The following is a 21,105-nucleotide window of genomic DNA, read 5'->3' on the forward strand; positions in this document are numbered from 1 at the left end:
TTCTGGCGCTGGAGTCTTTAAAAGGGGGCTCTGCCCCATCGATCAAAGATCGATTCCCCGCGGGATATAAGGCCAAAAAGAGAAAGGGGCCGGGGAGGGGTCTTAGTCGATCAGTTTGGTTTTCACATTCGAGGACCGCTCGAGCGTGCGGTGAACCGGGCATTTGTCGGCGATTTCCAACAGGCGCTGGCGTTGATCCGCGCTGAGATCGCCCGTGAGTTTGATGCAGCGGTGCCACAGGTCGATCTTGTCGCCGCCCCCGGTTTCGGCATCCTGGGCGTGGACCTTGTTATGCGAGACATCGACACTGACGTGGGTGAGCGGCCAGCCTTTGCGGCGCGCATACATCCGGATGGTCATCGAGGTGCAGGCCCCGAGGCCGGCAGAGAGGAACCCGTAAGGTGACATGCCGCGATTTGTACCGCCGTAGGCCAGTGGCTCATCTGCCAGGGCATGGTGATGGGGACCCGCGTTCACGTCCTGCAGGAAGCCTGCCGGATCGGCCTCGGCCACACGTACGATACCTTCCGGCGTACCGGGGGGCGGTGCAGGCGGGGTCAGCCCGAGATAGCGGTGCGCCCATGTGGCGATGACGTCTGCGGCATATTCGGCGTCTGAAGCGCGGCTGATCAGATGATCCGCATCATCGAGCGTCACAAAGCTTTTGGGGTGTTTGGCGGCACCAAAGATATGGGAGGCATTGTCGATGCCCACCGTCGCATCCAGTGGCGCATGCATCACCAATAGAGCGGTGTGCAGAGAGGCGATTGCAGGGGCGAGCTGTGCGGCAGAGACATCCTCCACAAAGCTCTTGCCGATCTTGAAAGGCCTGCCAGCCAGAGACACGTCGGCCACGCCCTTTTCGGCGATTTCGGGCAGGGAGGCCGCGAAATGGTGGGTGACATGCTCGGGATCAAAAGGCGCAGCTAGGGTCGCCACGGCTTTGATCCCCTCAATCTGGGGCGCTGCGCGCAGGACTGCAGCGCCGCCGAGTGAATGGCCGATCAGCAAGGCCGGGGGCATGTTCTGCTCTGCCAGGTAATTGGCCGCTGCGACCAGGTCCGCCACGTTGGAGGTGAGGGACGTGTTGGCAAACTCGCCTTCGGAATGGCCGAGCCCTGTGAAATCAAAACGCAATACCGCAACACCCATGCCCGCCAGCCGCGCTGCAATGCGCCGTGCCGCGGGGATGTCTTTGCCGCAGGTAAAGCAATGCGCAAAGAGGGCCGTTGCCAGATGTGGCCCTTCTGGCAGGTCAAGACGCGCGGCAAGCTGGCTGCCGTCGTGACCGGGAAAGGTGATCCGTTGGGTTGGCATGCGATGCTCCTGCTGTGATTGGGGTGAGGGTGGGGCAGGCGGCAGGCAGGCGCAAGCCAAAGCCCGCAAGTTCACTTTACCGTGACGCAGGCAATGCGATTGCCTGTAGAAGATGCGGGGTATAGCAAGGCCGGGCCTGCATTAGAAAAGAGATCACCGCCGTGACGCAACCGCCCAAGACGCCCTTACATCCCGCCACGATTGCCGCCCACGCGGCAGGGCAAAGTGACCCTGATACCGGCGGTGTGGTGCCCGCTGTGCATATGGCCACGACCTTTGCACGCGCCGAGGACTACAGTCTGCTGAACGCCGACAATGTCTATTTGCGCTCGCACAGTGAAAACACGCGCATGGCGGAACGGGTCTTGTCCGCGCTCGAAAAGGCGGCGGAAACATTGCTCTTTCCCTCTGGCATGGCGGCGGTCGCGGCAGTGTTCCGGACGGTGCCGAACGGGGCCAGCGTGGTGGTGCAGAGCCAGATCTACTGGGGCACGACAGCCTGGATCCGCAGCTTTTGCGAAAGACGCGGTATTGATCTGCACGAGGTCGAAACCGCCGATCCCCAGGCGCTGGAGGCGGCCTGTGCCGCACATAAACCTGCAATTGTCTGGGTTGAGACGCCTTCGAACCCCTGGCTACGGGTCACTGATATTGCAGGTGCTGCGCGCATGGCCCATGCGGTCGGGGCAAAGTTGGTGGTCGATAGCACCGCAGCCTCACCCGTGCTTAGCCAGCCTTTAGCGCATGGCGCGGATATGGTGATGCATTCGGCAACCAAGGGAATCAACGGTCATTCAGATGTGCTGGCTGGGTCGCTTTCGGTAAATGATACGGAGGCGCCCATCTGGCAGATGATCCGCGCGGACCGTGATACCGCAGGTGCTGTCCTTGGCCCGATGGAGGCGTGGCTGCTGTTGCGGGGCATGCGTACCTTGCCGCTGCGGATGCGGGAAATGTCGCGCAATGCGATGGCGCTTGCTGAATATTTGTCGGACCACCCTCAAGTCGAAAGCGTGCTGTATCCCGGTTTGCCGGTTCACCCCGGCCATGCGACTGCAAAGGCACAGATGTCCGGCGGGTTTGGCGGTTTGCTGTCTTTTGTGGTCAGGGGCGGTGCCGCCCCTGCGTTGCGGGCTGTTGGCCGCATGCAGGTGTTCCAGCGGGCCACGTCATTGGGCGGTGTCGAAAGCCTTGTCGAGCATCGTCATACAATCGAGCCCCATACCGGTATTCCCGAAGGCCTGCTGCGTCTGTCCGTTGGGATCGAGGATGTGGACGATTTGATCCGCGATCTGGCTCAAGCGCTCGGCCAGTAGACGTGAGGCGAGGCACCGGCGGTATGTGACCGCCAGTGACGCAAATTCACGCGCTCGGGATCAGAAGGCGCTGGCCCACACGGATGCGATCCGGTGTTCTAAGCTTGCTGCGGTTGGCCTGAAAGATCAGCTCGTACGCATCGACCTTGCCGTAGAATTGCAGCGCGATATAGGCGAGGGAGTCACCAGCTTCGACGGTGTAATACCGCTCTCCTGTCACGGCAGAGGCGGTTTCTGACCCGACCGTCTTGTCCTTGGCCAGCATCGCTATCGCAGCTTTGCGCATCTTTTCACCGGCATGCTGTTCTTCCAGCGTGCCATTTTGCAGCGCACGTTCCACCAGATCGAACAGCAGGATATGGCCGTTTACCTTGCCATCGGCATCCACCACCGAATTGCTGTGGGCTACGATGCCAGCCTCGGCAGCATTGGCCAGAAATCGTTCCAGCTCGGTTTGGTCCTCTTCATGCCCGACAAAGGCAAAATGGATCCGGCCAGAGAATGTCTCGTCCTCATAGTCGGTGTGGATGTCATAGTTCCCCGCAACAACAGCACCGACAAGCTCCTGAACACCTGCCTGAATGATCGCTAGTGTTTCAAGGCGTCTGGCATCCGCAATGACTTTATCGTCCAAGGCGGGGACAGGCGGCGTGGCGACAAGCTGGCGCAGTTTTTCGGCTGTGCTTGGCCCGCTGGGCGCATCTGGCTGAACAAAAGCCACGGCGGCCGTTGCTTGCGGCGCAGCATTCGACGCGCTGTTGAGGGTCAACAGATCAATAGGCGCGTTGCGCGTGACCTGTTCTGCCGGGACCTGTGGGTGCGGTAAGACCGCAACCGGCTGGGGCGCGAGGGCCGTCTGCGGCTGGCTCAACTGGTCGACCATCTGGGTCATCAGGGCCAGTTGCTGTTTTTGCGCATTCCATTGGGCATAGCCAAAAGCCAGCAAGGCCCCCACCATAAAGGCACCACCGCCGACAGCGATGTGCAGAAGCGGGAATGATTTCTCGTTTTTGTCATAAGGCGCTTTGGCCTGATAGCTTTTCATAATGATTGCCTTTTATTCAATAGTGCGTCGACAGAGCGGAAAAATCGCGAAACTGGAAATATGGAGAACGAAACATCCCGACCGTGAAAGCGCACGCTGGCATGAGGTAGGGGAGTGCTGTGATTCTGTGGTGCCGAACGGCAGGAGGTCTGTTGTTTTTGCGCCTTTAGGTTGCATCAAGTAAGCGGCCTAAGGCGTGCAAGCCAATGGCTTTAATTCCTTTGTACCCCCTCGAATCGGACCCAATATGTAGGTTGGTGGAACGCCCAGCCTGCTGCCTATAGAGTTGTGGGGGTTATATCGGGTGGCTCAAGGAGCGGTCAAAACAAAACCACAGATGAGATTACATTCAATCTCAGGTAGCAATCGGTTTATCAGCTGATCTAGATGCTTATGCGCCCATCAGGCGCGGATCGAAGGGGTAGGTCGTCAGATTCTCGAACCCGTCTTCCGTGACCAGCACCTGATCTTCGAGCTTGATTGCGAAATCGCCGCCCTCAGGCTGCACCAACACCTCGACGCACAGCACCATCCCCGCCTCAAGCGGGTAATCATAGGCCCCCGCAACTACGTGATCGGGGTAGGCCACCAGCGGCCATTCATCACAAAGCCCTACGCCATGCATCAGGCAGCCGTATTTGCCCGCCTGAAACTGCGCGTCCAGCACATGGGTGCCGGCCGACAACTCGGGGATCATCACGCCGGGGCGCAGCATCTGCATGTTGGTCTGGATATGCTCGACCCCGTGCTGCATCGCATAGATCATATCCGCACGGGGCTTCTGGTCTCCGACCCACCATGTGCGCGAGATGTCGACGCAAATGCCATAGCTGCCCACCAGATCGGTATCGAAGGCCACGATTTCATTGTTCTGCACGATCCGGGGGCCACATTCCTGAAACCACGGGTTGGTACGTGGGCCGGAGGTGAGTAGGCGTGTCTCGATCCATTCGCCGCCGCGCTTGATATTTTCCGCGTGCAGCACGGCCCAGATGTCATCTTCTGAAGTGGCACCCATAGGCACTTCGGTGCGGGCAAAATACTCCATCCGGCGCACGGCGGTTTCGCAGGCATGACTGGCACAGCGCATCGCCAGAATTTCGTCCGGTCCCTTGATCGAACGGCTCTTTTCCGTGACCTCTTCCCCGTCCATGATCTCGAAGCCCTGCGCCTCCAGTGCGCGCAGCCCGTGCAGCATGATCTTGTCCACTGCCAGCCGCATATTGCCGCCGCCGTGGGCTGCGATCAGGTCGCGCACCTCGTTGCTGAACACATCTGCGGCCACATCCACCTTGTCGCCGCGATCAAAATAGAACAGGTCCGCGCCCGAGCGTTGCTCCCGGACCAAGGGGTTGAATTCGCTGAGGAAAGGCGAGTTCTTGTAATCCCAGATCACCATATAGCCATCCGCGCACAGCAGGACGGCCCGAAACGGGTTATGCGTGTTCCACAACTGCATATTGGTGCTGTCGGTGGCGTAACGGATGTTCAGGGGATCGAACATCAACAGCCCGCCGTACCCGCGCTCTACAACATGGCGCGTCAACCGCTCCCAGCGATAGCGGCGCATCCTCTTCAGGTCAGGCAGGATAAGCCCCGCAGTTTCCCATTCGCGAAAGGCGAGCAGGGTCGGACCGATCTCCACCCGGTCTGCATCATTGGGCGAGCCATCAGGCAGATGGCTGCCTTTGCCAGGATCAATTTTGCGGGTCTCTAGGAAATGGGTGTTCATGGCGGGCCGTCCTTCGGGCTTTGACCCAGCTTGGCGCATATTGTGCAGGCGTCTTGGCCGGAACCGACGCGCGGGAATGTCGTTTTTGCAAGACACCGACGGCGGCGACAGATACGCAAAAGGGCATGACCGTGATCCTGCAATCCACCTTGCCGCCCGAAATGGAAGTGCTCAAAGCGTTACCCGGCGTGGCCCCCTGCGCCGCGCAGGACTGGCTACGGGTGGATGAGGCCTATCCCGCTCAGATGGCCTACCGCAGAGAGTTACTGCGCACGCGCAGCGACAAAGTGTTGTGGACCGACCCTGCGGCACAGCCTGCAGCGCAAGAGCTTTTGCGGGAGGTTCTCGCCCTTCTGCCGGATTTGGGTTTTGCGGTGCACGACGGTCATGTGATCTGTCCGGATGGTATCAGCGTGCCGCTAACGGACGATGACCCGCTGCTGACGCTGGGCCATCTGGTGCAGCAAGACCTGTGTATTCTGGAAAGGCGCGGAGAAGAGCATGTGCTGACAGGCGCGGTCCTTTGCTTTCCAGCAAACTGGCGGCTGGCCGATAAGGTGGGGCGCGGGCTTCTCGCCATTCACGATCCTGTCGATGAGTATGATAATCAGCTGGCGCGGCGGGTGCAGCGCCTGTTCGACGGGGTGCAGGTGGGGCGCCCCTTGTGGCGGTTCAACCGGCTCGATTACCTTGATGCAGATCTGCACCAACCCTATCGCAAAGCGAGCGGAGCAGGCGGCTTCATCCGTTCCGAACGGCAATGCATCCTGCGTTTGCCACAGACCAAGGCTGTGGTCTTTGCCATTCATACATTCGTGGTGGCACAAAAAAGGGCCGAAGCGTGAGAAACAAGCTCCGGCCTCCAAGCCTCAAGCCATATCAAGTACCATATGCGGTTGCCCGTCAGAGGTCTTTTGCGGCGAGACACCTTTGGGCGTCACCGTCGCACTCACCTGTCTGCGCATCGAACTGAACAGCGGTGAGGTCACGACATCGATTGCCGTGTCAAAGCGCAGGGTCAGCGACCAGAAGCCGTTTGCCGATTGACGCGCGGCCTTGACCTCGCCCTGAAACGGATGGCCCAGATAGCGTCCGGTCACCCGCTGGCCGGGGGCAAAGCCGCCGGGATGCTGGGTAGAGGCACGGGCGCTTAACGTATTCCAATCGCGGGCACCCCATTGGTGCGCAATGGTTTCCAATGCCTGCGCGTGGCTGATCACCTGGCCGCGTGCGGTCAAATCGGCACGCAACCGCTTGGCCTGCGCCTTGAGCATATCGCGGGACGGAAGGGTTTTGGTGGTATTCATATCAAACTTTCCTTCTCGCAGGGGATCAGGGGGTCCGCGTTGCCCATCAATCAGCGAGATTGAAGGTTTGGTCTCTACTACAGGACTTCACCGGAATGCGGACGGCAGGGGCCTGACCCTTGCACCGCATATAGGAAGGTCATGCAAAACGCACAAGGCCCGCCGTGTTGGAACGGGCGGGCCTTGCAGAAACTGTGGCTCAAATGCCCTTATCCGTCGATCCGCGCCGCCATGATTGCAATGGCCTGCTGATAGACGGTTGCCGCATTCCACTGTTTGATCACATTGAAATTTGGCTGGCCTTCCTGATAGCCTTGGCCCGGTTTCCACCCCTTCTTGCGCAGGAAGTTCGCGGTAGAGGCCAGCGCATCGGTCTGGTTATAGAAATCCACCCGCCCGTTACCGTCGGCATCCACGCCGTATTTCAGCGCATTGCCGGGCAGGAATTGCGTGTGACCCAGCTCGCCGTGTTTGGCACCTTTGGTGGCGTTGGTGATCGCCCCCTGATCGACAAGTTTCAGCGCGCCGATCGCGTGAGGCACAAAGAACGCAGAGCGGCGGCAATCATAGGCCAGTGTGGTGATGGCCGAAACCACCTCGCTCTTGCCCATGAACCCGCCAAAGCCGGTTTCCATCCCGTGGATGGCCAGAATAACACCCGCAGGCACGCCGTAGCGTTGCTCAAGCGACTGGTAGAACCCCGCGCTACGTGCCTTGCGCTTACGGCCCTGGCTGACGATCGTGTCAGCCCCGCGCACCTGCATAAACTTCGACAGGGAATATTTGAAAGACTTCTGATTGCGGTCGGCCTGGATCGTGCCGGTAGCATAGCGTGCATTCGCCAAGGCCTGCAGCCCGCGCTGGCCCACACCTGCCGCTTGCGCTTCGCCGGCAAAAGCGGCTTTCCACTGGTTGAACCCGCCGGCATTGTTGCCGCATTGAGCAGCCAAAGCAGGCACGGTCAGGGCCATAGAAGCCGCAGCCGCATATAGAATTGTCCGGATATTACGCATGGGAGTACCTCATCAAAACTGTTGCGCACAGCTTAGCGAGGTTTGCTCAAGGTTCAACTTAGAACGTTGTGGAGATCAGGAATGCTATGCTCAGCCTGCCAGTGCCATAACCCACTGCATTTCTGGCTGCACGGAAGCAAATGCATAGGCTGCACCACCGGTAAGGATGCCGACACCGACGAGGCATGGGAAGGTCAACATCCGGGCGCGAAAGCTGCGGCGGTTTTTCGTGCGTCCGACCTTTGCGGCAGCATCGACAGTCTGGCCATTGTTGATACGCGAAAGGCGCTCTTCAAATGTTGTGGTAGATACGGCCATGACAGTCTCCTCGTTTCCTTGTGTTAGCGTATGCTTAGGATTCTGGGCGGAAATGGGGCAGGGAACGGGCATAGTCTGGGAAAGGTTGAGATGACCTCGAAATGGGTGCAACGAAAAAGGGCGCCCCCGAAAGGACGCCCTCCCTCATGAAAGTCGTGCCGATTAGCAGCTGTAGTACATGCCGAATTCGACGGGGTGAGGCGTGTGCTCGTAGTTGTGCACCTCTTCCATCTTCAGCTCGATATAGCCTTCGACCTGGTCACGGGTGAACACATCACCGGCCAGCAGGAAGTCCATGTCGGCCTGCAACTCTTCCAGCGCTTCGCGCAGGGAGCCACACACTGTTGGGATATCCGCCAGCTCTTCTGCAGGCAGGTCATAAAGGTTCTTGTCCATCGCCTCGCCGGGATCGATCTTGTTCTTGATACCGTCAAGACCAGCCATCAGCAGCGCTGCAAAGCACAGGTAAGGGTTTGCCGCCGGATCGGGGAAACGGGCCTCGACGCGCTTGGCTTTGGGGCTTTCTGTCCACGGAATACGCACACAGCCCGACCGGTTCCGCGCGGAATAGGCGCGCAGCACGGGTGCTTCAAAGCCCGGGATCAGGCGTTTGTAGCTGTTTGTCGCCGGGTTGGTGAACGCGTTCAGCGCCTTGGCGTGGGACAAAACACCACCGATGAAGTACAGCGCTTCTTGGGACAGATCGGCATATTTGTCGCCCGCAAAGAGCGGCTTGCCGTCTTTCCAGATCGACATGTTCACGTGCATGCCGGAGCCGTTGTCGCCGTAGATAGGCTTGGGCATGAAGGTGGCCGATTTGCCATAGGCGTGCGCCACGTTGTGGATCACATATTTGTACTTCTGCAGCTCGTCCGCCTGTTCGGTCAATGAGCCAAAGATCAGACCCAGCTCGTGCTGGCAGGACGCCACCTCGTGGTGGTGCTTGTCGACCTTCATGCCCAGACGCTTCATCGTGGAGAGCATCTCAGCGCGCAGGTCATGTGCTTCGTCCGTCGGGTTCACAGGGAAGTAGCCGCCCTTGAGGCCCGGACGGTGGCCCATGTTGCCCATTTCATACTCGGTATCGGTATTCCAGGATGCGTCTGTCGCATCAACTTCGTAGGATACTTTGTTGATAGAGTTGGAGAAACGCACATCGTCGAACAGGAAGAATTCCGCTTCGGGACCGAAATAAGAGATGTCACCGATGCCGGAAGACTTCAGATAGGCCTCGGCCTTTTGCGCTGTGCCGCGTGGATCGCGGTCATAGGCTTCGCCGGTGTCAGGCTCGACAATAGAGCAGTGCACACAGATTGTTTTTTCCGCATAGAACGGGTCGATGTAGGCGCTGTTCACATCTGGCATCAGCTTCATGTCGGAGGCTTCGATGGACTTCCAACCCGCGATGGAGGAGCCGTCAAACATGAACCCTTCTTCAAGGAAGTCTTCGTCCACCAGATCGGACACGACTGTGACGTGCTGCAGCTTGCCACGTGGGTCGGTGAAACGGATATCGACGTACTCGATGTCCTCGTCTTTAATTTGCTTCAGAAAATCAGAATTGCTCATCAGGGAGTGTCCTTTTCCTTGAGATAGTGAGTGGGTATTTGTTTACAGCGCGTCCGAGCCGGTTTCGCCGGTGCGGATACGAATGGTTTGTTCGATCGGGGAGACGAAGATCTTACCGTCGCCGATCTTTTCGGTCTTGGCCGCCGCTACGATGGCTTCGATGGCCGCATCGACCTGCTCGTCGTCCAGAACGATTTCGATTTTCACCTTTGGCAGAAAATCAACGACATATTCAGCGCCGCGGTACAGTTCTGTGTGGCCTTTCTGGCGCCCAAAGCCTTTGACCTCGATTACGGAAAGACCCTGTACGCCGACTTCCTGAAGGGCCTCTTTGACTTCGTCCAGCTTGAACGGTTTGATGATCGCTTCGATTTTCTTCATACGATGTCCCTCCCGGAAATGCATTGGCTGTTCGAGGTCATTTCATTTCGCATAGGGGGAATCCATAAAGGTCAGGCGACTCGGAGGGGGTAGTGCTGGGAAACCGGCATCGCTGACGTAAAAAGTGGCGGCGTGCCTAAATAATGTGCGGAATGAAAACTTGGGGGCTTTAATGACCGAATTGCTGACATCCGAGCAGATGCGTACCTTTGAAAAAGCCGAGATAGACAGGGGTGCGGTCACCGGCCTGACCTTGATGGAACGTGCAGGCCAGGGCGTGGTGGATGCGATATTGGCGCAATGGCCCGAGTTGGCAAAGGACGAGCGCCGTGCTGTTGTGCTTTGCGGACCGGGTAACAACGGCGGCGACGGGTTTGTCATTGCCCGACTGTTGCGGGCCAAGGGGTGGCAGGTGCGCGTGCATCTGTTCGGCGATCCGGGCCGGATGTCCGCGGATGCCAAGACAAACTACGATTTGTGGAGCGCGGATGGGCCGGTGCATGCGCTGGACAGCGAGACAGTGTTCGCAGGGCCGCGTCCGGATGTCTGGATCGATGCGGTATTTGGCATCGGATTGTCGCGCCCGGTACCGGATGTCGTGGCAGAAGTGCTCGACGCAGGCGCGATGAAAGCGTGGAAGCAGCCCCATCAGATCAAGCGCGTAGCGGTCGACGGCCCATCAGGGCTTGATCTCGACACCGGTATGGTTGTCATTGACACGGCTGCAGTTGAGGCGGGAGACAGTAACTGGCCCCAAACCAAGAACAAGGTCGACCTGACTGTCACTTTTCATAGTCCCAAGCCGGGCCACTATCTCGGAACGGGTCCGATCTTGTGTGGAAGGGTTCATACTGTTGATATTGGTCTACAGGGTGCGGCGCAGGAACAGCGGGCTCTTATGCAAGACCCTAATCCGGAGCGCATCCGGCTGGTCGAGCCGGTCTTTACCGGACGGGCCATACCCCCGCGCGTGTGGTTAAAATCCGTCATGGGGAAGCCCGGGATCAACGGCCACAAGTATGATTCTGGTCATGTGGCAGTGTTTGCGGGTGGTGTGGGGCAGGGCGGTGCCGCACGGCTGGCTGCCCGTGCCGCGCTGCGCTCGGGCGCGGGTCTGGTGACGGTGCTTTGTCCGCCTGCTGCGCTGATCGAAAACGCCTGCCAGTTGACTGCGATCATGCTGCGCGCCTTGAAGAAAGACGCCCCGCTTGAAGATGTCGCCGATGCGCGGGTGTCTGGCTTTTGCATGGGGCCGGGTATGGGGGTTACGCCTCGCACCCGTTCTTTGGTGCTTGAGGTGCTGGCCCGCCGCGCTGGCCCACGCTTAGATCGCAATCCGGCGGTTGTGCTGGATGCCGATGCGCTAAGCTGTTTTGCCGATGATCCCGAAGCGCTCTTTGCCCAGACCCATGCCCGCACCATCCTGACGCCCCACGAGGGCGAGCTCGAACGGCTGTTCCCCGATCTGGCCCGCTCGGAACGGCAGGGAAAGTCGAAAGTCGATGTGGTGCGCGAAGCGGCAGCTCGCGCAGGCTGCATCATCTTGCTGAAAGGCGTTGATACGGTCATCGCCAGCCCGCAAGGGGCCGCGTCGGTTCACGTTGCGGCCTACGGGCGCGAGGCACCGTGGCTCGCAACGGCGGGCGCAGGCGATGTTCTGGCGGGGTTGATCGCAGGATTGGCAGCACCGCACACCAGCGCAGCGCTTTTTCAGATCGCCGAACTCGCGGCCTATCTGCATGTCGAATGTGCGAGAGGTTTCGGCCCCGGCCTGATCGCAGAGGATCTGCCGGAGCAGCTACCGAAAGTTTTTGAAGACCTGGGCCTTTAAGCGGCGTGCAAGACAGCACCGCGGGCGCGCGCGCCATCAGCGGTGCTCAGCTCAAGCCCATCGCAATACAGGATATGCGGGCCGTCACAGAATATCTGGTACAGCGTGGTTTCCTGCGTGCCCAGATCGGTAATGAATTCACCATCCAGCAATGCCCGCGCCGAAACAAGCGCCACTTCTGTGTTAAAGAGCGCCCGTGCGCGCCAATCACGGATCAGCACCATCTGTTCAGCTGCCAGAACCGCATCACGTTCGGGGCGGGTATGCCCCAGTGATCCTGCGGACAGGGCAATCTGATGCACCTCGCGAGTGGTGCGCTGGATATGCGTGATTTTGGAAATGCCTGTATCGCGGGTGATAAGCTTGTCACCGACCGACACAAATTCGACCGGCATTTCACCGTCGAGGGTTAGCAGCATAGCGCCTTGGATCAGCCCCGTATCAACGGTGACATAAGGCGAAAATTGGCCCGCATGACGATCATTGCCGTCTACGCGCCCGACCGTGTTCGGTTTCATGGGCGTCTCTTTCTTATTAACCTGCTCTGGTTATCAAAACTATATGCCAAAAAGATGTTAATGTCTTGCTCTTTTTTGGTCTCGCAAATCGCCGCAGTCTTTGCTAGTCACCACAAATCGCTTCGGCGATTGTTGCGGGTGTGGCGGAATTGGTAGACGCACCAGATTTAGGTTCTGGCGCCTATGGCGTGGGGGTTCGAGTCCCTTCACCCGCACCACTCTAACTCCTTGAAAGTAAACAATGCCCTTGCAAACAAGGGGCAAAGTCCGTTTGATGGTTACAACTTTGGTTACAAACGGGCCGTGATGTGACAGGCAAAATCAAGAATTTGGTGAACCGTCGTGGACGCTACCATGCACGGTTAGTGGTCCCGAAAGACCTGCGAAAATTTGTTGGCAAAACGGAACTTCGAACTCCGTTGGGCGGTGACTATCGGCAGGCGGTGAAGTTGCTGCCCGGTGCGGTGGCTCAACTTCAACACAAAATTGCTCTCGCTGAGCGTGAGGCAGGGATCGGCGACGGCACTCCGGCACGTTACCCACTTGCGACGGATCAGTTGGCTTATAACCATTATTCCTTGCGCTTGATGTTCGATGAGCGGCGACGGAATCACTTTCCAATAGGTCAAATCGGCATCAACGATCTGCTTGTAGACCAGTTGCGTGCAGCTGTTGGGGGGCATGCAACTAACGAAGAGCTGAAGGTGCTGGTCGGGCCGCACATCGAACGGTATCGGACCCTTGGCAATACAGATGTTCTAGAGGGCAGTCCGGCTTGGCGGGAACTAGCCAGAGCGCTTTGCATGGCCGATCTGGAAGCACTCGAACGTATTGTCGAACGGGATGAAGGCAACTTTTCTGGCGAAACTAATTTGCCGCTCCTCAAGGATGCAGAGCCACCAAAGAACCCTGACAAGCCCGTGAATCTCACGCAGCTTTGGACCGACTACGTCAATAGTCGCGTTCAGGCCGGTTTCATGCGGGACAAGGGCAAGCGTCAGTTGCCGGTTATCGAAAGCCTGCGAAAATTCGTTAAGCACAATGACGCGAGACGCATCACCAAGAGGGACTTGCTCGAATGGCGCGATCAGGTGCTGGAAGACCGGTGTGCAAAGACCGTGAACGACGTCTATCTTTCGGCAATTCGTTCACTGTTTTCTTGGGCGTTTGAGAACGAGCGCCTAACCGAAAATGTAGCAGCATCCGTGAAGCAGCCGAAGGCGAGGAAGGTTTACAGCCGCGAACGCGGTTACACAGATGCAGAAGCGCTGAAGGTTCTGAAGGCGTCCCGATCTTATCAGTCAAAAGTTGATGAGTTCGGGAACGTGCGTGAATCAGTCCAAATCGCAAATGTGAAGCGTTGGGTGCCGATGATCTGCGCTTTTTCAGGTGCACGGGTTTCAGAGATTATCCAGCTGCGCAAACAGGACGTCACGAAGGTGGAAGGGCGGTGGGTGATCAGGATTACTCCGGATGCTGGCACAGTGAAGTCTGGCGGATATCGCGATATCCCATTGCACGACCAGATCATTGCCGAAGGTTTCCCTGAGTTCGTGCTGGCGGCAAAAGACGGCCCGCTTTTCCATAACGCGAAAGACCCTGAGAAATTCCAACGTGCAGCGGTCATAGTATCTAACAAGCTTTCAGAATGGCTCCGCACTACAGGCTTGCGGCCTGACGGGTTGCAGCCAAACCATGCTTGGCGGCACAGGTTCAAGACCCAATGCCGTGAGCTGGGCATCTCTGATCGTGTTGTAGATGCAATCCAAGGACATGCGGCCAAAACTTCGTCAGACAACTATGGCGATGTAACCTTGAAGACGAAAACGAACGCGATAGAGCAGCTCCCGAACTACGATCTGAACTGCATGACGGCATAAAATAACTTTGCTCTTTCCCTCGGATTCTTACTGTGGTATTTATGCAACACTCAATTTGTTACATAGGTTCACATGGCCCTTACTCGCCTAAAGCAAGCTCTTGGCTTCACTACCGAACAGAAAGCCATCACGCTCACTGATCCGGAAGCATGGGCGCTGTTCGGATCAATGCCTACTGCGTCGGGTATCAGTGTTGGTCCATCAAGCGCCATGCGCGTTCCTGCCGTTGCATGTGCAGTATCGCTAATCAGCGAAACTATTGGTGCTATGCCGGTCAAACTGTTCGACCGGGACACGAAGGATTAGCTCACTACTCACGCTGCCTATCGCTTGATCCATGATGAGGCGAACCCTTGGACAAGTGCATCTGAGCTGCGCGAACAGCTGACCACAGATGCTTTGTTGCACGGGGCAGGACACGCACAGGTTATCCGGTTTCCGGATGGCACACCGTTCGAGTTGCATCGCATCGAACCGGGTAAGGTGCAGCGCCAGCTAGAACAAGACGGCGAACCTTTCTACCTTGTTAGCACGGTCTCCGGCCAAGCACGCATACCTTACAGCGACATACTACGCGTTGAGGCTTTCGGCGGGATATCTCCGGTCACTTTGGGTCGCGAAGCAATCGCATTGGCCCTCAGCTTCGAACACCATATCGGCGGCGTGTTTGCGAATGGTGGCCGTCCGTCAGGAGTGATCAAGGCACAGAAGTCCCTCGACGCAGAAGCCAAAAAGAAGCTGGCTGCATCGTGGTTCACGACCCACGGCGGCAAGAATGCAGGCGGCACTGCCTTGCTCGATGAAGGCATGGACTATCAACAACTGTCTATGACCCTTGCGGATACTCAATTTGCGGAAAACCGTCTTGAGCAGATCCGTGAAATTGCCCGTGTGTTTCGAGTGCCCCCTACGATGCTTTTCGAGCTGAGCCGTGGCACTTGGTCCAATACCGAACAGATGATGCGCCAGTTCCTCACGCTTACCCTGCGGCCTTGGCTGACCAACTGGCAGGCTGCGTATGCACGTTGCCTGCTGACCCCAGAGGAACGCGCCGAAGCCTACATCGAATTCATCACCGATGATCTGTTGTCTACGGATCATGCCACCCGTGCAACTGCTTACGGGCAATATCGGTCTATGGGTGTGATGACCGGCAACGAAGTCCGCAGAGGCTTAAACATGGCGGATCACCCGGAAGGCAACAAGCTCGACAATCCCCACATCACTACGACTACCGATATGCAGCCTGATCAACCGGAGGTCACAGAATGATCACCTTTACTGGGTTCTTCGGCACCGCAGATCACACCTTCACCCTGACCGATGCCATGATCGCCGAACTGGAACGCGTCTGCGATTGCGGCATTGGCACGCTTTATCAGCGCACGGTGGCGATGGCCTTCAGGTCTGCTGATCTGACAGAAATCATCCGACTTGGCCTGATCGGCGGTGGCATGACGCCTCAAGAGGCGATGCAGCTGACAGACACCTACGCACGCAATCGTCCCATGGGCGAAGTGTTTCCACTGGCCTTGGATATTTTGGACGCCCGCTGGAACGGCACTGAACCCGATAAGGAGGCCGGAGCGTGACCAATTACATCGAAGTTAAGGCAGCTCTGTCCGTCACAGACGCAGGCGAGATCACCGGTATTGCATGGCCGTTCGGTAGTGCAGACCGCGTTGGCGATGTGATCGAAAAGGGTGCCATAACAGCACCGGCAACCTTGCCCATGCTGTTCGCTCACGACCAAGGCCAAGTCGTCGGCGTTTGGGATCACATCGCAGAGACGGACCAAGGGCTGACCGTAAAAGGCCGCTTGCTAGTAGACGGCGTAGAACGCGCCCGTGAAGTGCGTGCGATGATCCAGAGTAAGGCCGTCACCGGCCTGTCGATCGGCTTTGTCACCAAGCAAGCCAAGCGGCACGCCAAAGGCCGCACGATCACAGCTGCGCACCTTCACGAAATTTCAGTTGTCGCGGTCCCGTGTCATCCGGGCGCACAGATCACTTCCATCAAATCCGATGACACCACCATGACAATTCAGGAGAGAACCCACATGGAAAAAGAAGAAATCGCAGGCGATCAAATCGACCCAAAAGTCCCTGCGAACGATGCCCCGCAGATCGACACCAAGGCTTTCGAAGAAATGAAGGTCCGGCTTGATCGCATGGAAGCAAAAGCAAATCGGCCTCGGATCAGCCATGACCAGAACCCGGTCATGCAAGGTGACGAAACCAAAGCATTTGCGGCCTACCTGCGCACAGGCGATCGAACAGAGATCAAATCGCTTGCCTATAGTTCTGGCACAGGTGGCATTCTCGCGCCTGAGACAGTCAGCACATCAATCCTCGAAAAGATCGCTGAATTCTCGCCCGTGCGCAGCGTCGCGCAAACCATTCAGATGAACGGCCCACTGCTACAGCTGCCCCGGCTTCAGCAAGAGGTCGATCCGGCAGAAGTTGCTGAGGGCGCGGAAAAAGACGTGGACGAACCAACATTCGACCAAATCGATCTTAAGCCTTTCGAAATGGGCGTTGTGGTTCCCGTTACCAAGATCCTTTTGGAAGACGCTCACATCGATCTTTCGGCATATTTGGGAAACCACATTGCCCGCCGGTTTGGTCAAAAAGAAGCGACTTGGTTCGTAAACGGCAATGGCACATCGCAGGCCGAAGGCGTGATGGTTTCAGCCGATATTCTGGACAACGAAGTCGCTTCCATCGACGCCGATGCTCTGATCGATCACTATTACGGTATCAAGACCGGTTACGCCTCAAATGGCGTCTGGCTGATGAACCGCAAGACGATGGCATTGGTCCGGAAGCTGAAGGATGCCGATGGTCAGTATATCTGGCAGGCGGGTCTACAGTCCGGCCAACCAGCAAACTTGTTGGGCCGTCCGGTCTATGAAGCTGTCGATATGCCTGACCCCACTGCTGGCAATTCGCCGATTGTCTTCGGTGACTTTGCCGAAGGATATGCCATCGCCGATCGCACAGGCTTTGAAATCATCCGGGATGAACTGACCGGTGCAGCGTCTGGCATGGTCAAGTTGATTGCACGGCGCCGTGTAGGTGGCCGCGTGGTCATGGGTGAAGCTCTGGCAAAACTGTCGCTGGCTGCCTAAGCAATGACAAAGCAGCACGCATTTCGGGCGATCGCTTTGGAATACGGTGGCAACACCGTTTTCCTGCTACCCTCGTTGCGTGCTGCATTCTTTCTCGAACAGCTGCATGGCGGCTTTCCGGGCTTGCTCAGAAAGCTGGCAGAATTTGACACCGCAACGGTCTGGCATGTGATCAAGGAAGCTGCTGGCAAAGACGCCAGTGACACGCTGCTTGCGTATGCAGCAACACGACCTCTTACGGCATTCTCACATGCCGCTACAGGCCCATTGTTTGCATTGGTGGCGGCACTGCTGCCGATCGCACCAAAGGCTACGACAACTGATAGCGATGGTGCTTCAGTCCCTTGGGCAGATGCCTTCACTGAACTCTTCAAGATCGCAACCGGCTGGCTTGGCTGGACACCGGAAACGGCATGGAATGCCACGCCGCAAGAGATCACAGACGCCTTTGATGCACATCTGAACAAGCTGAAGGCGCTGCACGGTGCGGCGGATGATGAACCTGACAGCACGAACGCAAATCAAAGAGCGCAGAATATCGCATTGGGCCTTGATCCTGAGTTCGACAGGGCCGGTCTGCACGCGCTGAAGGTTAAAAGCAAAGCGCGTGAAGGGCAGGTGGATCTATGAGTAGACCACCAAGGCTCTGCACATGCGGCAAAACAGTCGCGCACGGTCAAAGATGTCCCTGTCAGATTATTCGCAATCGCGCACGCAATCAGCGCCACGATCGCAACCGCCCTACAGCCTCGCAGCGCGGTTACGGCAGCGCATGGCGAACGGCCCGTGCAGCATTCCTAAAGATAAATGATCGTTGCGCATGGCCCCGTTGCGGTGCTGTGGCGACAGTTGTGGACCACATCATTGCGCATCGCGGCAACCAAGACCGGTTCTGGGACCGAAGCAATTGGCAACCGCTTTGCAAACCTTGCCATGATCGCCGCAAGCAACGGCAGGAGCGTAGCGATGGCAGATAACCAACATCAGAAGCTCTGGCTTGAAGTGTTATCCAAAGCCATCACCGATGCTCTGGAAGGTGCACCCAGCTGGTCTAGCGATCGGGTAGAAGAAACCCACAAGGCACGCAGCTATTTCACAGAGACCAACAAAGACTTCACGACTGTCTGCAATCTGGCTGGCGTTGATCCGGAAGCCGTCCGCGAGCGGATGATCAAGCTGATCGAAGCAGCAGCTACGCCGGAACTGCTGTTTGGAATGCCACATGCAGAAAGACGCGGCCAAAAGCTTCATTCAAAGCCAGCGCACAGGCGCAAGCTGTTCCTCACCTACAAAGGTGAGCGCCGCAGAATGACAGAATGGGCGAAGTGCTTTGGCATCAATTACCGCGTCTTGCACAACCGTATCAAGAATGGCTGGCCAGTCGAACGCGCCCTGACTGAAGCGGTTGGACCCTCGTTCAAAGGTATGGGGGGTGGTCTAGCTTTTCGGACCGCTCAGGGGACCGGCGGGGGGAGTGCCGCACAGGACAGCTCGAAAATAGATTTTCCAAAGAGAATTTAAGCTTTACTCGCCGGGGGCTTTTTCAACACCTATTCTCATCCACGACTGAATTGAGGTCTTGATACTGTCGAACATGGCTTCGTTGAGCGTATCGCTGTTATAAATTGTCGTGTGCAGGTCGAGCCCGATCTGTCCGATGATAATTTTTCTCTGATTGTATTTTGGTGAAACAGCTGCCCAAAATGAAGTATTAATTGAGCCGTGACAAAGGCCGGTTTCCGCACGAGTTGCATCCACTTGAATCTTGAATTCTGCGATATTCTCTCTCAGAACTGGATGAGGAAGGCCGTTGTCTCGTTCGGGCATTTCAATCACGTTAAACCCAACGAGTTCTAATTGGTCTTGTGCATAATTGCGGGTCTCGCGAATGTTGGTCCAACAGCCACCGTCGGCGTGATCACGGATCGTAACATAGACGCCATCAAACACTTTAGGTTCCCACAACGGCTGTGCCGACAATGACTGTGAAAGCAGCCCAAGGTAAACAAGCGGTGCTGCAATAAATCTCTTTGTCATACGATCGCCCTCCAATGTGGGAATTGTATTGCTTTGAGCTGCAAAATTACAACCAGACTTCCAAACACGATTACGATATGTTATAACATACCATACAATACTGCGCTGGATAATTGAGAAATGACTTCAACCACACCCGTCACCCTACTGAAATTGCAACTCAATCTTGAGCATGATCTTGATGACGAACTGCTACAGCACAAGCTGGACGCAGCCGAACTCTGGATCACAAACTACACCGGCAGTGCTTTCGCAGAAGGCAACGCGGCGTTGACTGAGGCTGCATTACAGCTTGCCTCTTACTGGTATGAACAGCGTGAAGCAGTGGGCTTTGACGTCGCCCTGAAGCCAGCACCTTTCGGCGTGCGGGAGCTTCTGGATTCCTACAAGACTCAGGTGACCGGCCATGTCTCTGAGTAAGCAATCCCAAAAGCTTTCCAAGCGCTTGGCAGCCATCCCTGAAGCGGTGCTTGAAGGCGTTCGCCCTGCCTTGATCAAAGGTGCCGAAGAGATTGCAGCGACCATGGAACTGCTGGTTCCTGTTGATGATGGCGACCTGAAAGCCTCTATCACGGTGACCAAGCCGGGGCAGACAACACCTGCCTACGCTGAAGGTGGTGGCAAGCGGACAGCAGGCCCAAATCAGGCGCTGGTGACCGTCGGTAATGAGAACGTCCGGCACGGTCACTTGCAGGAATTCGGCACAGTCAAGCAGGAAGCGCAGCCCTTCCTGCGACCTGCCGAACGGCTTGCCGGACCAAAGGCCAAGCGCAGGATCATCCGTGCGATCGGTCAGTCCATCAAGAGGGCAGCGGGAGGTAAGGCATGATTGATCCTAGCATCACATTCCAAACGGCTGTTCGGGCGGCTCTGGTGGCCAGCCCAAGGGTCACGTATCTAGTAGAAGCGGATCACATTCGCGCCGGATCAACTCGCCCTGAAAAGCTGCCGACAATCATCTTGGCGAATCCTCAGACGATCCATCTGGGCAAGGCAAGTTGTGGATCGTTTCTGACCCGTGTTTTCATCGATGTGCACATCTGGGCGATTGAGGACGGTGCTGATGTGGCACGCCAAATCGGAGCGGCAATCTCGGTTGCCCTATGGGATACGCCATGCTCGACCGAAAACGATATCGATGCCTACAGCCGCCCCAGCTTTCGCTACATGCGTGACCCTGATCCGAGCCGCGCATATTGTCACGGCGTCGGCACTGTCGAAGGGGTAGTTCGATGGGCGCTCTGAAAGTGCAAAGGGCCGGGAAACTGGATCAGCAGATCACGATCATTCGGGAGTTTGAAACCGTTGCTACCAGCGGGGCTGTCAATGTGCAGTGGGGGCAGCTTGGCGTTCTGCGTGCAGAATTGGTGGTGAACCAAATCGCCGAAGAGACCCGTGGTTTTGGTGACGCCGAAGCTGGTCCCGTAGTTTTCCGCATCCGATATCGTCCGGGGATCATGACCGCAGACCGAATCATCTATGGGCTAGGGGTCTACGAGATCGAAGCGATGGAAGAGATCGGTCGCAAGCGTGTTATCGAGCTGAGCACCAACATGATCAGCCGGGACACGCCGCCTCATCTGACAGACCTGCCGATTATCGATCCGGACGATCCGGGAAACATACTCTCTTCGGCGAACTGGTAATGACGCACCTACGCGGAGTAAAGCCGCCCCTCAGTTCAGACACAGAAGCGCTCAGCAAGGCACCG

23 protein-coding genes, 1 tRNA gene and 1 pseudogene are annotated in these 21,105 nt (G+C 57.2%); 15 read left to right on the plus strand and 10 right to left on the minus strand.

Going from position 1 to position 21,105, the window contains the following annotated elements:
• Positions 1-102: 102 nt before the first annotated feature.
• On the minus strand, positions 103-1,317 hold the full coding sequence (locus Z945_RS0113135) for a bifunctional alpha/beta hydrolase/OsmC family protein (RefSeq protein ID WP_025052573.1): 1,215 nt from the start codon (positions 1,315-1,317) through the stop codon (positions 103-105).
• A gap of 161 nt (positions 1,318-1,478) precedes the next feature.
• Between Z945_RS0113135 and Z945_RS0113140 the strand changes: the two genes are divergently transcribed.
• Positions 1,479-2,633: a trans-sulfuration enzyme family protein gene (locus Z945_RS0113140; protein ID WP_025052574.1), complete on the plus strand. Its 1,155-nt coding sequence runs from the start codon at positions 1,479-1,481 to the stop codon at positions 2,631-2,633.
• Positions 2,634-2,679: 46 nt separating this feature from the next.
• Here the strand turns inward: Z945_RS0113140 and Z945_RS20115 are convergent, their stop codons facing one another.
• A complete protein-coding gene (locus Z945_RS20115) occupies positions 2,680-3,678 on the minus strand; it encodes a LysM peptidoglycan-binding domain-containing protein (RefSeq protein ID WP_025052575.1) in 999 nt (332 codons plus the stop codon).
• 391 nt (positions 3,679-4,069) lie between these two features.
• Positions 4,070-5,410 (minus strand): dimethylsulfonioproprionate lyase DddP, encoded by a 1,341-nt coding sequence (gene dddP / locus Z945_RS0113150; protein ID WP_025052576.1) that lies wholly within the window; start codon positions 5,408-5,410, stop codon positions 4,070-4,072.
• A gap of 53 nt (positions 5,411-5,463) precedes the next feature.
• On the opposite strand from dddP, the gene Z945_RS0113155 reads away from it, so the two are divergent.
• Complete coding sequence (locus tag Z945_RS0113155) at positions 5,464-6,255, plus strand: heme-dependent oxidative N-demethylase family protein (RefSeq protein ID WP_338152105.1); 792 nt, start codon at positions 5,464-5,466, stop codon at positions 6,253-6,255.
• Positions 6,256-6,279: 24 nt separating this feature from the next.
• On the opposite strand, the gene Z945_RS0113160 is transcribed toward Z945_RS0113155, so the two are convergent.
• From Z945_RS0113160 to Z945_RS0113180, 5 genes are all read right to left on the minus strand, one after another.
• Positions 6,280-6,717: a glyoxalase superfamily protein gene (locus Z945_RS0113160; RefSeq protein WP_025052578.1), complete on the minus strand. Its 438-nt coding sequence runs from the start codon at positions 6,715-6,717 to the stop codon at positions 6,280-6,282.
• Between the two features lie 209 nt (positions 6,718-6,926).
• Entirely contained in the window at positions 6,927-7,730 is an 804-nt protein-coding gene (locus Z945_RS0113165; RefSeq protein WP_037971053.1) for a lytic murein transglycosylase, read from the minus strand.
• 90 nt (positions 7,731-7,820) lie between these two features.
• Positions 7,821-8,048 (minus strand): hypothetical protein, encoded by a 228-nt coding sequence (locus Z945_RS0113170; protein WP_025052580.1) that lies wholly within the window; start codon positions 8,046-8,048, stop codon positions 7,821-7,823.
• A gap of 162 nt (positions 8,049-8,210) precedes the next feature.
• Entirely contained in the window at positions 8,211-9,617 is a 1,407-nt protein-coding gene (glnA, locus tag Z945_RS0113175; RefSeq protein ID WP_025052581.1) for a type I glutamate--ammonia ligase, read from the minus strand.
• A 42-nt stretch (positions 9,618-9,659) separates the two neighbouring features.
• Positions 9,660-9,998, minus strand: coding sequence for a P-II family nitrogen regulator (locus Z945_RS0113180; RefSeq protein WP_025052582.1), 339 nt, complete (start codon positions 9,996-9,998; stop codon positions 9,660-9,662).
• A 172-nt stretch (positions 9,999-10,170) separates the two neighbouring features.
• Here Z945_RS0113180 and Z945_RS0113185 point away from each other — a divergent pair, with 172 nt between their 5' ends.
• Complete coding sequence (locus tag Z945_RS0113185) at positions 10,171-11,829, plus strand: bifunctional ADP-dependent NAD(P)H-hydrate dehydratase/NAD(P)H-hydrate epimerase (RefSeq protein WP_025052583.1); 1,659 nt, start codon at positions 10,171-10,173, stop codon at positions 11,827-11,829.
• Here Z945_RS0113185 and Z945_RS0113190 read toward each other — a convergent pair.
• Positions 11,826-12,347 (minus strand): Hint domain-containing protein, encoded by a 522-nt coding sequence (locus Z945_RS0113190; protein WP_025052584.1) that lies wholly within the window; start codon positions 12,345-12,347, stop codon positions 11,826-11,828. The two genes, Z945_RS0113185 and Z945_RS0113190, sit on opposite strands and share 4 nt — an antisense overlap.
• Positions 12,348-12,481: 134 nt before the next feature.
• Between Z945_RS0113190 and Z945_RS0113195 the strand changes: the two genes are divergently transcribed.
• The 8 genes and pseudogenes from Z945_RS0113195 (at position 12,482) to Z945_RS0113230 (ending at position 18,878) form a co-directional block, all read left to right on the plus strand.
• Positions 12,482-12,565, plus strand: a tRNA-Leu gene (locus Z945_RS0113195).
• A 90-nt stretch (positions 12,566-12,655) separates the two neighbouring features.
• Positions 12,656-14,227 carry a site-specific integrase gene (locus Z945_RS0113200; protein ID WP_025052585.1) on the plus strand — a complete coding sequence of 524 codons (1,572 nt, stop codon included), beginning with the start codon at positions 12,656-12,658 and terminating at the stop codon, positions 14,225-14,227.
• 321 nt (positions 14,228-14,548) lie between these two features.
• Positions 14,549-15,499 (plus strand): annotated as a pseudogene (locus tag Z945_RS19680) (phage portal protein); the annotation flags it as partial.
• Positions 15,496-15,819 (plus strand): gene transfer agent family protein, encoded by a 324-nt coding sequence (locus Z945_RS0113210; RefSeq protein WP_025052586.1) that lies wholly within the window; start codon positions 15,496-15,498, stop codon positions 15,817-15,819. The pseudogene Z945_RS19680 and the gene Z945_RS0113210, both read left to right, overlap by 4 nt.
• Positions 15,816-17,357: a phage major capsid protein gene (locus Z945_RS0113215; protein WP_025052587.1), complete on the plus strand. Its 1,542-nt coding sequence runs from the start codon at positions 15,816-15,818 to the stop codon at positions 17,355-17,357. Before Z945_RS0113210 ends, Z945_RS0113215 begins: the two co-directional genes overlap by 4 nt.
• 3 nt (positions 17,358-17,360) lie before the next feature.
• A complete protein-coding gene (locus tag Z945_RS0113220) occupies positions 17,361-17,987 on the plus strand; it encodes a hypothetical protein (RefSeq protein ID WP_025052588.1) in 627 nt (208 codons plus the stop codon).
• Positions 17,984-18,334, plus strand: a complete 351-nt coding sequence (locus Z945_RS20345; RefSeq protein ID WP_025052589.1) for an HNH endonuclease signature motif containing protein — start codon at positions 17,984-17,986, stop codon at positions 18,332-18,334. The genes Z945_RS0113220 and Z945_RS20345 overlap by 4 nt, the downstream gene beginning before the upstream one ends.
• The gene (locus tag Z945_RS0113230) at positions 18,222-18,878 is read left to right on the plus strand and encodes a hypothetical protein (protein WP_169736951.1); all 657 of its coding nucleotides are present in this window, start codon (positions 18,222-18,224) and stop codon (positions 18,876-18,878) included. The genes Z945_RS20345 and Z945_RS0113230 overlap by 113 nt, the downstream gene beginning before the upstream one ends.
• A gap of 3 nt (positions 18,879-18,881) precedes the next feature.
• Here Z945_RS0113230 and Z945_RS0113235 read toward each other — a convergent pair whose 3' ends face one another.
• The gene (locus tag Z945_RS0113235; protein ID WP_025052591.1) at positions 18,882-19,394 is read right to left on the minus strand and encodes a hypothetical protein; all 513 of its coding nucleotides are present in this window, start codon (positions 19,392-19,394) and stop codon (positions 18,882-18,884) included.
• Positions 19,395-19,514: 120 nt separating this feature from the next.
• On the opposite strand from Z945_RS0113235, the gene Z945_RS19685 reads away from it, so the two are divergent.
• The 4 genes from Z945_RS19685 to Z945_RS19690 are packed head-to-tail and all read left to right on the plus strand — an operon-like array spanning position 19,515 to position 21,040.
• Positions 19,515-19,814, plus strand: a complete 300-nt coding sequence (locus Z945_RS19685; RefSeq protein ID WP_025052592.1) for a head-tail connector protein — start codon at positions 19,515-19,517, stop codon at positions 19,812-19,814.
• Complete coding sequence (locus tag Z945_RS0113245) at positions 19,801-20,223, plus strand: HK97-gp10 family putative phage morphogenesis protein (protein ID WP_025052593.1); 423 nt, start codon at positions 19,801-19,803, stop codon at positions 20,221-20,223. The genes Z945_RS19685 and Z945_RS0113245 overlap by 14 nt, the downstream gene beginning before the upstream one ends.
• The gene (locus tag Z945_RS0113250; RefSeq protein WP_025052594.1) at positions 20,220-20,639 is read left to right on the plus strand and encodes a DUF3168 domain-containing protein; all 420 of its coding nucleotides are present in this window, start codon (positions 20,220-20,222) and stop codon (positions 20,637-20,639) included. The genes Z945_RS0113245 and Z945_RS0113250 overlap by 4 nt, the downstream gene beginning before the upstream one ends.
• Entirely contained in the window at positions 20,627-21,040 is a 414-nt protein-coding gene (locus Z945_RS19690) for a head-tail adaptor protein (protein ID WP_025052595.1), read from the plus strand. Before Z945_RS0113250 ends, Z945_RS19690 begins: the two co-directional genes overlap by 13 nt.
• The last annotated feature ends 65 nt before the right edge of the window (positions 21,041-21,105 follow it).

This window comes from Sulfitobacter noctilucae (assembly GCF_000622365.1).
In the GTDB taxonomy this organism is placed as follows: domain Bacteria; phylum Pseudomonadota; class Alphaproteobacteria; order Rhodobacterales; family Rhodobacteraceae; genus Sulfitobacter; species Sulfitobacter noctilucae.

Coding starts and splice junctions, on each gene's coding strand:
- dddP (WP_025052576.1), bottom strand. CDS start 5,410: ATGAACACCCATTTCCTAGAGACCCGCAAAATTGATCCTGGCAAAGGC.
- Z945_RS0113135 (WP_025052573.1), bottom strand. CDS start 1,317: ATGCCAACCCAACGGATCACCTTTCCCGGTCACGACGGCAGCCAGCTT.
- Z945_RS0113190 (WP_025052584.1), bottom strand. CDS start 12,347: ATGAAACCGAACACGGTCGGGCGCGTAGACGGCAATGATCGTCATGCG.
- Z945_RS0113180 (WP_025052582.1), bottom strand. CDS start 9,998: ATGAAGAAAATCGAAGCGATCATCAAACCGTTCAAGCTGGACGAAGTC.
- Z945_RS0113250 (WP_025052594.1), top strand. CDS start 20,220: ATGATTGATCCTAGCATCACATTCCAAACGGCTGTTCGGGCGGCTCTG.
- Z945_RS20115 (WP_025052575.1), bottom strand. CDS start 3,678: ATGAAAAGCTATCAGGCCAAAGCGCCTTATGACAAAAACGAGAAATCA.
- Z945_RS0113185 (WP_025052583.1), top strand. CDS start 10,171: ATGACCGAATTGCTGACATCCGAGCAGATGCGTACCTTTGAAAAAGCC.
- Z945_RS0113220 (WP_025052588.1), top strand. CDS start 17,361: ATGACAAAGCAGCACGCATTTCGGGCGATCGCTTTGGAATACGGTGGC.
- glnA (WP_025052581.1), bottom strand. CDS start 9,617: ATGAGCAATTCTGATTTTCTGAAGCAAATTAAAGACGAGGACATCGAG.
- Z945_RS0113235 (WP_025052591.1), bottom strand. CDS start 19,394: ATGACAAAGAGATTTATTGCAGCACCGCTTGTTTACCTTGGGCTGCTT.
- Z945_RS0113245 (WP_025052593.1), top strand. CDS start 19,801: ATGTCTCTGAGTAAGCAATCCCAAAAGCTTTCCAAGCGCTTGGCAGCC.
- Z945_RS0113210 (WP_025052586.1), top strand. CDS start 15,496: ATGATCACCTTTACTGGGTTCTTCGGCACCGCAGATCACACCTTCACC.
- Z945_RS20345 (WP_025052589.1), top strand. CDS start 17,984: ATGAGTAGACCACCAAGGCTCTGCACATGCGGCAAAACAGTCGCGCAC.
- Z945_RS19690 (WP_025052595.1), top strand. CDS start 20,627: ATGGGCGCTCTGAAAGTGCAAAGGGCCGGGAAACTGGATCAGCAGATC.
- Z945_RS0113165 (WP_037971053.1), bottom strand. CDS start 7,730: ATGCGTAATATCCGGACAATTCTATATGCGGCTGCGGCTTCTATGGCC.
- Z945_RS0113170 (WP_025052580.1), bottom strand. CDS start 8,048: ATGGCCGTATCTACCACAACATTTGAAGAGCGCCTTTCGCGTATCAAC.
- Z945_RS0113160 (WP_025052578.1), bottom strand. CDS start 6,717: ATGAATACCACCAAAACCCTTCCGTCCCGCGATATGCTCAAGGCGCAG.
- Z945_RS19685 (WP_025052592.1), top strand. CDS start 19,515: ATGACTTCAACCACACCCGTCACCCTACTGAAATTGCAACTCAATCTT.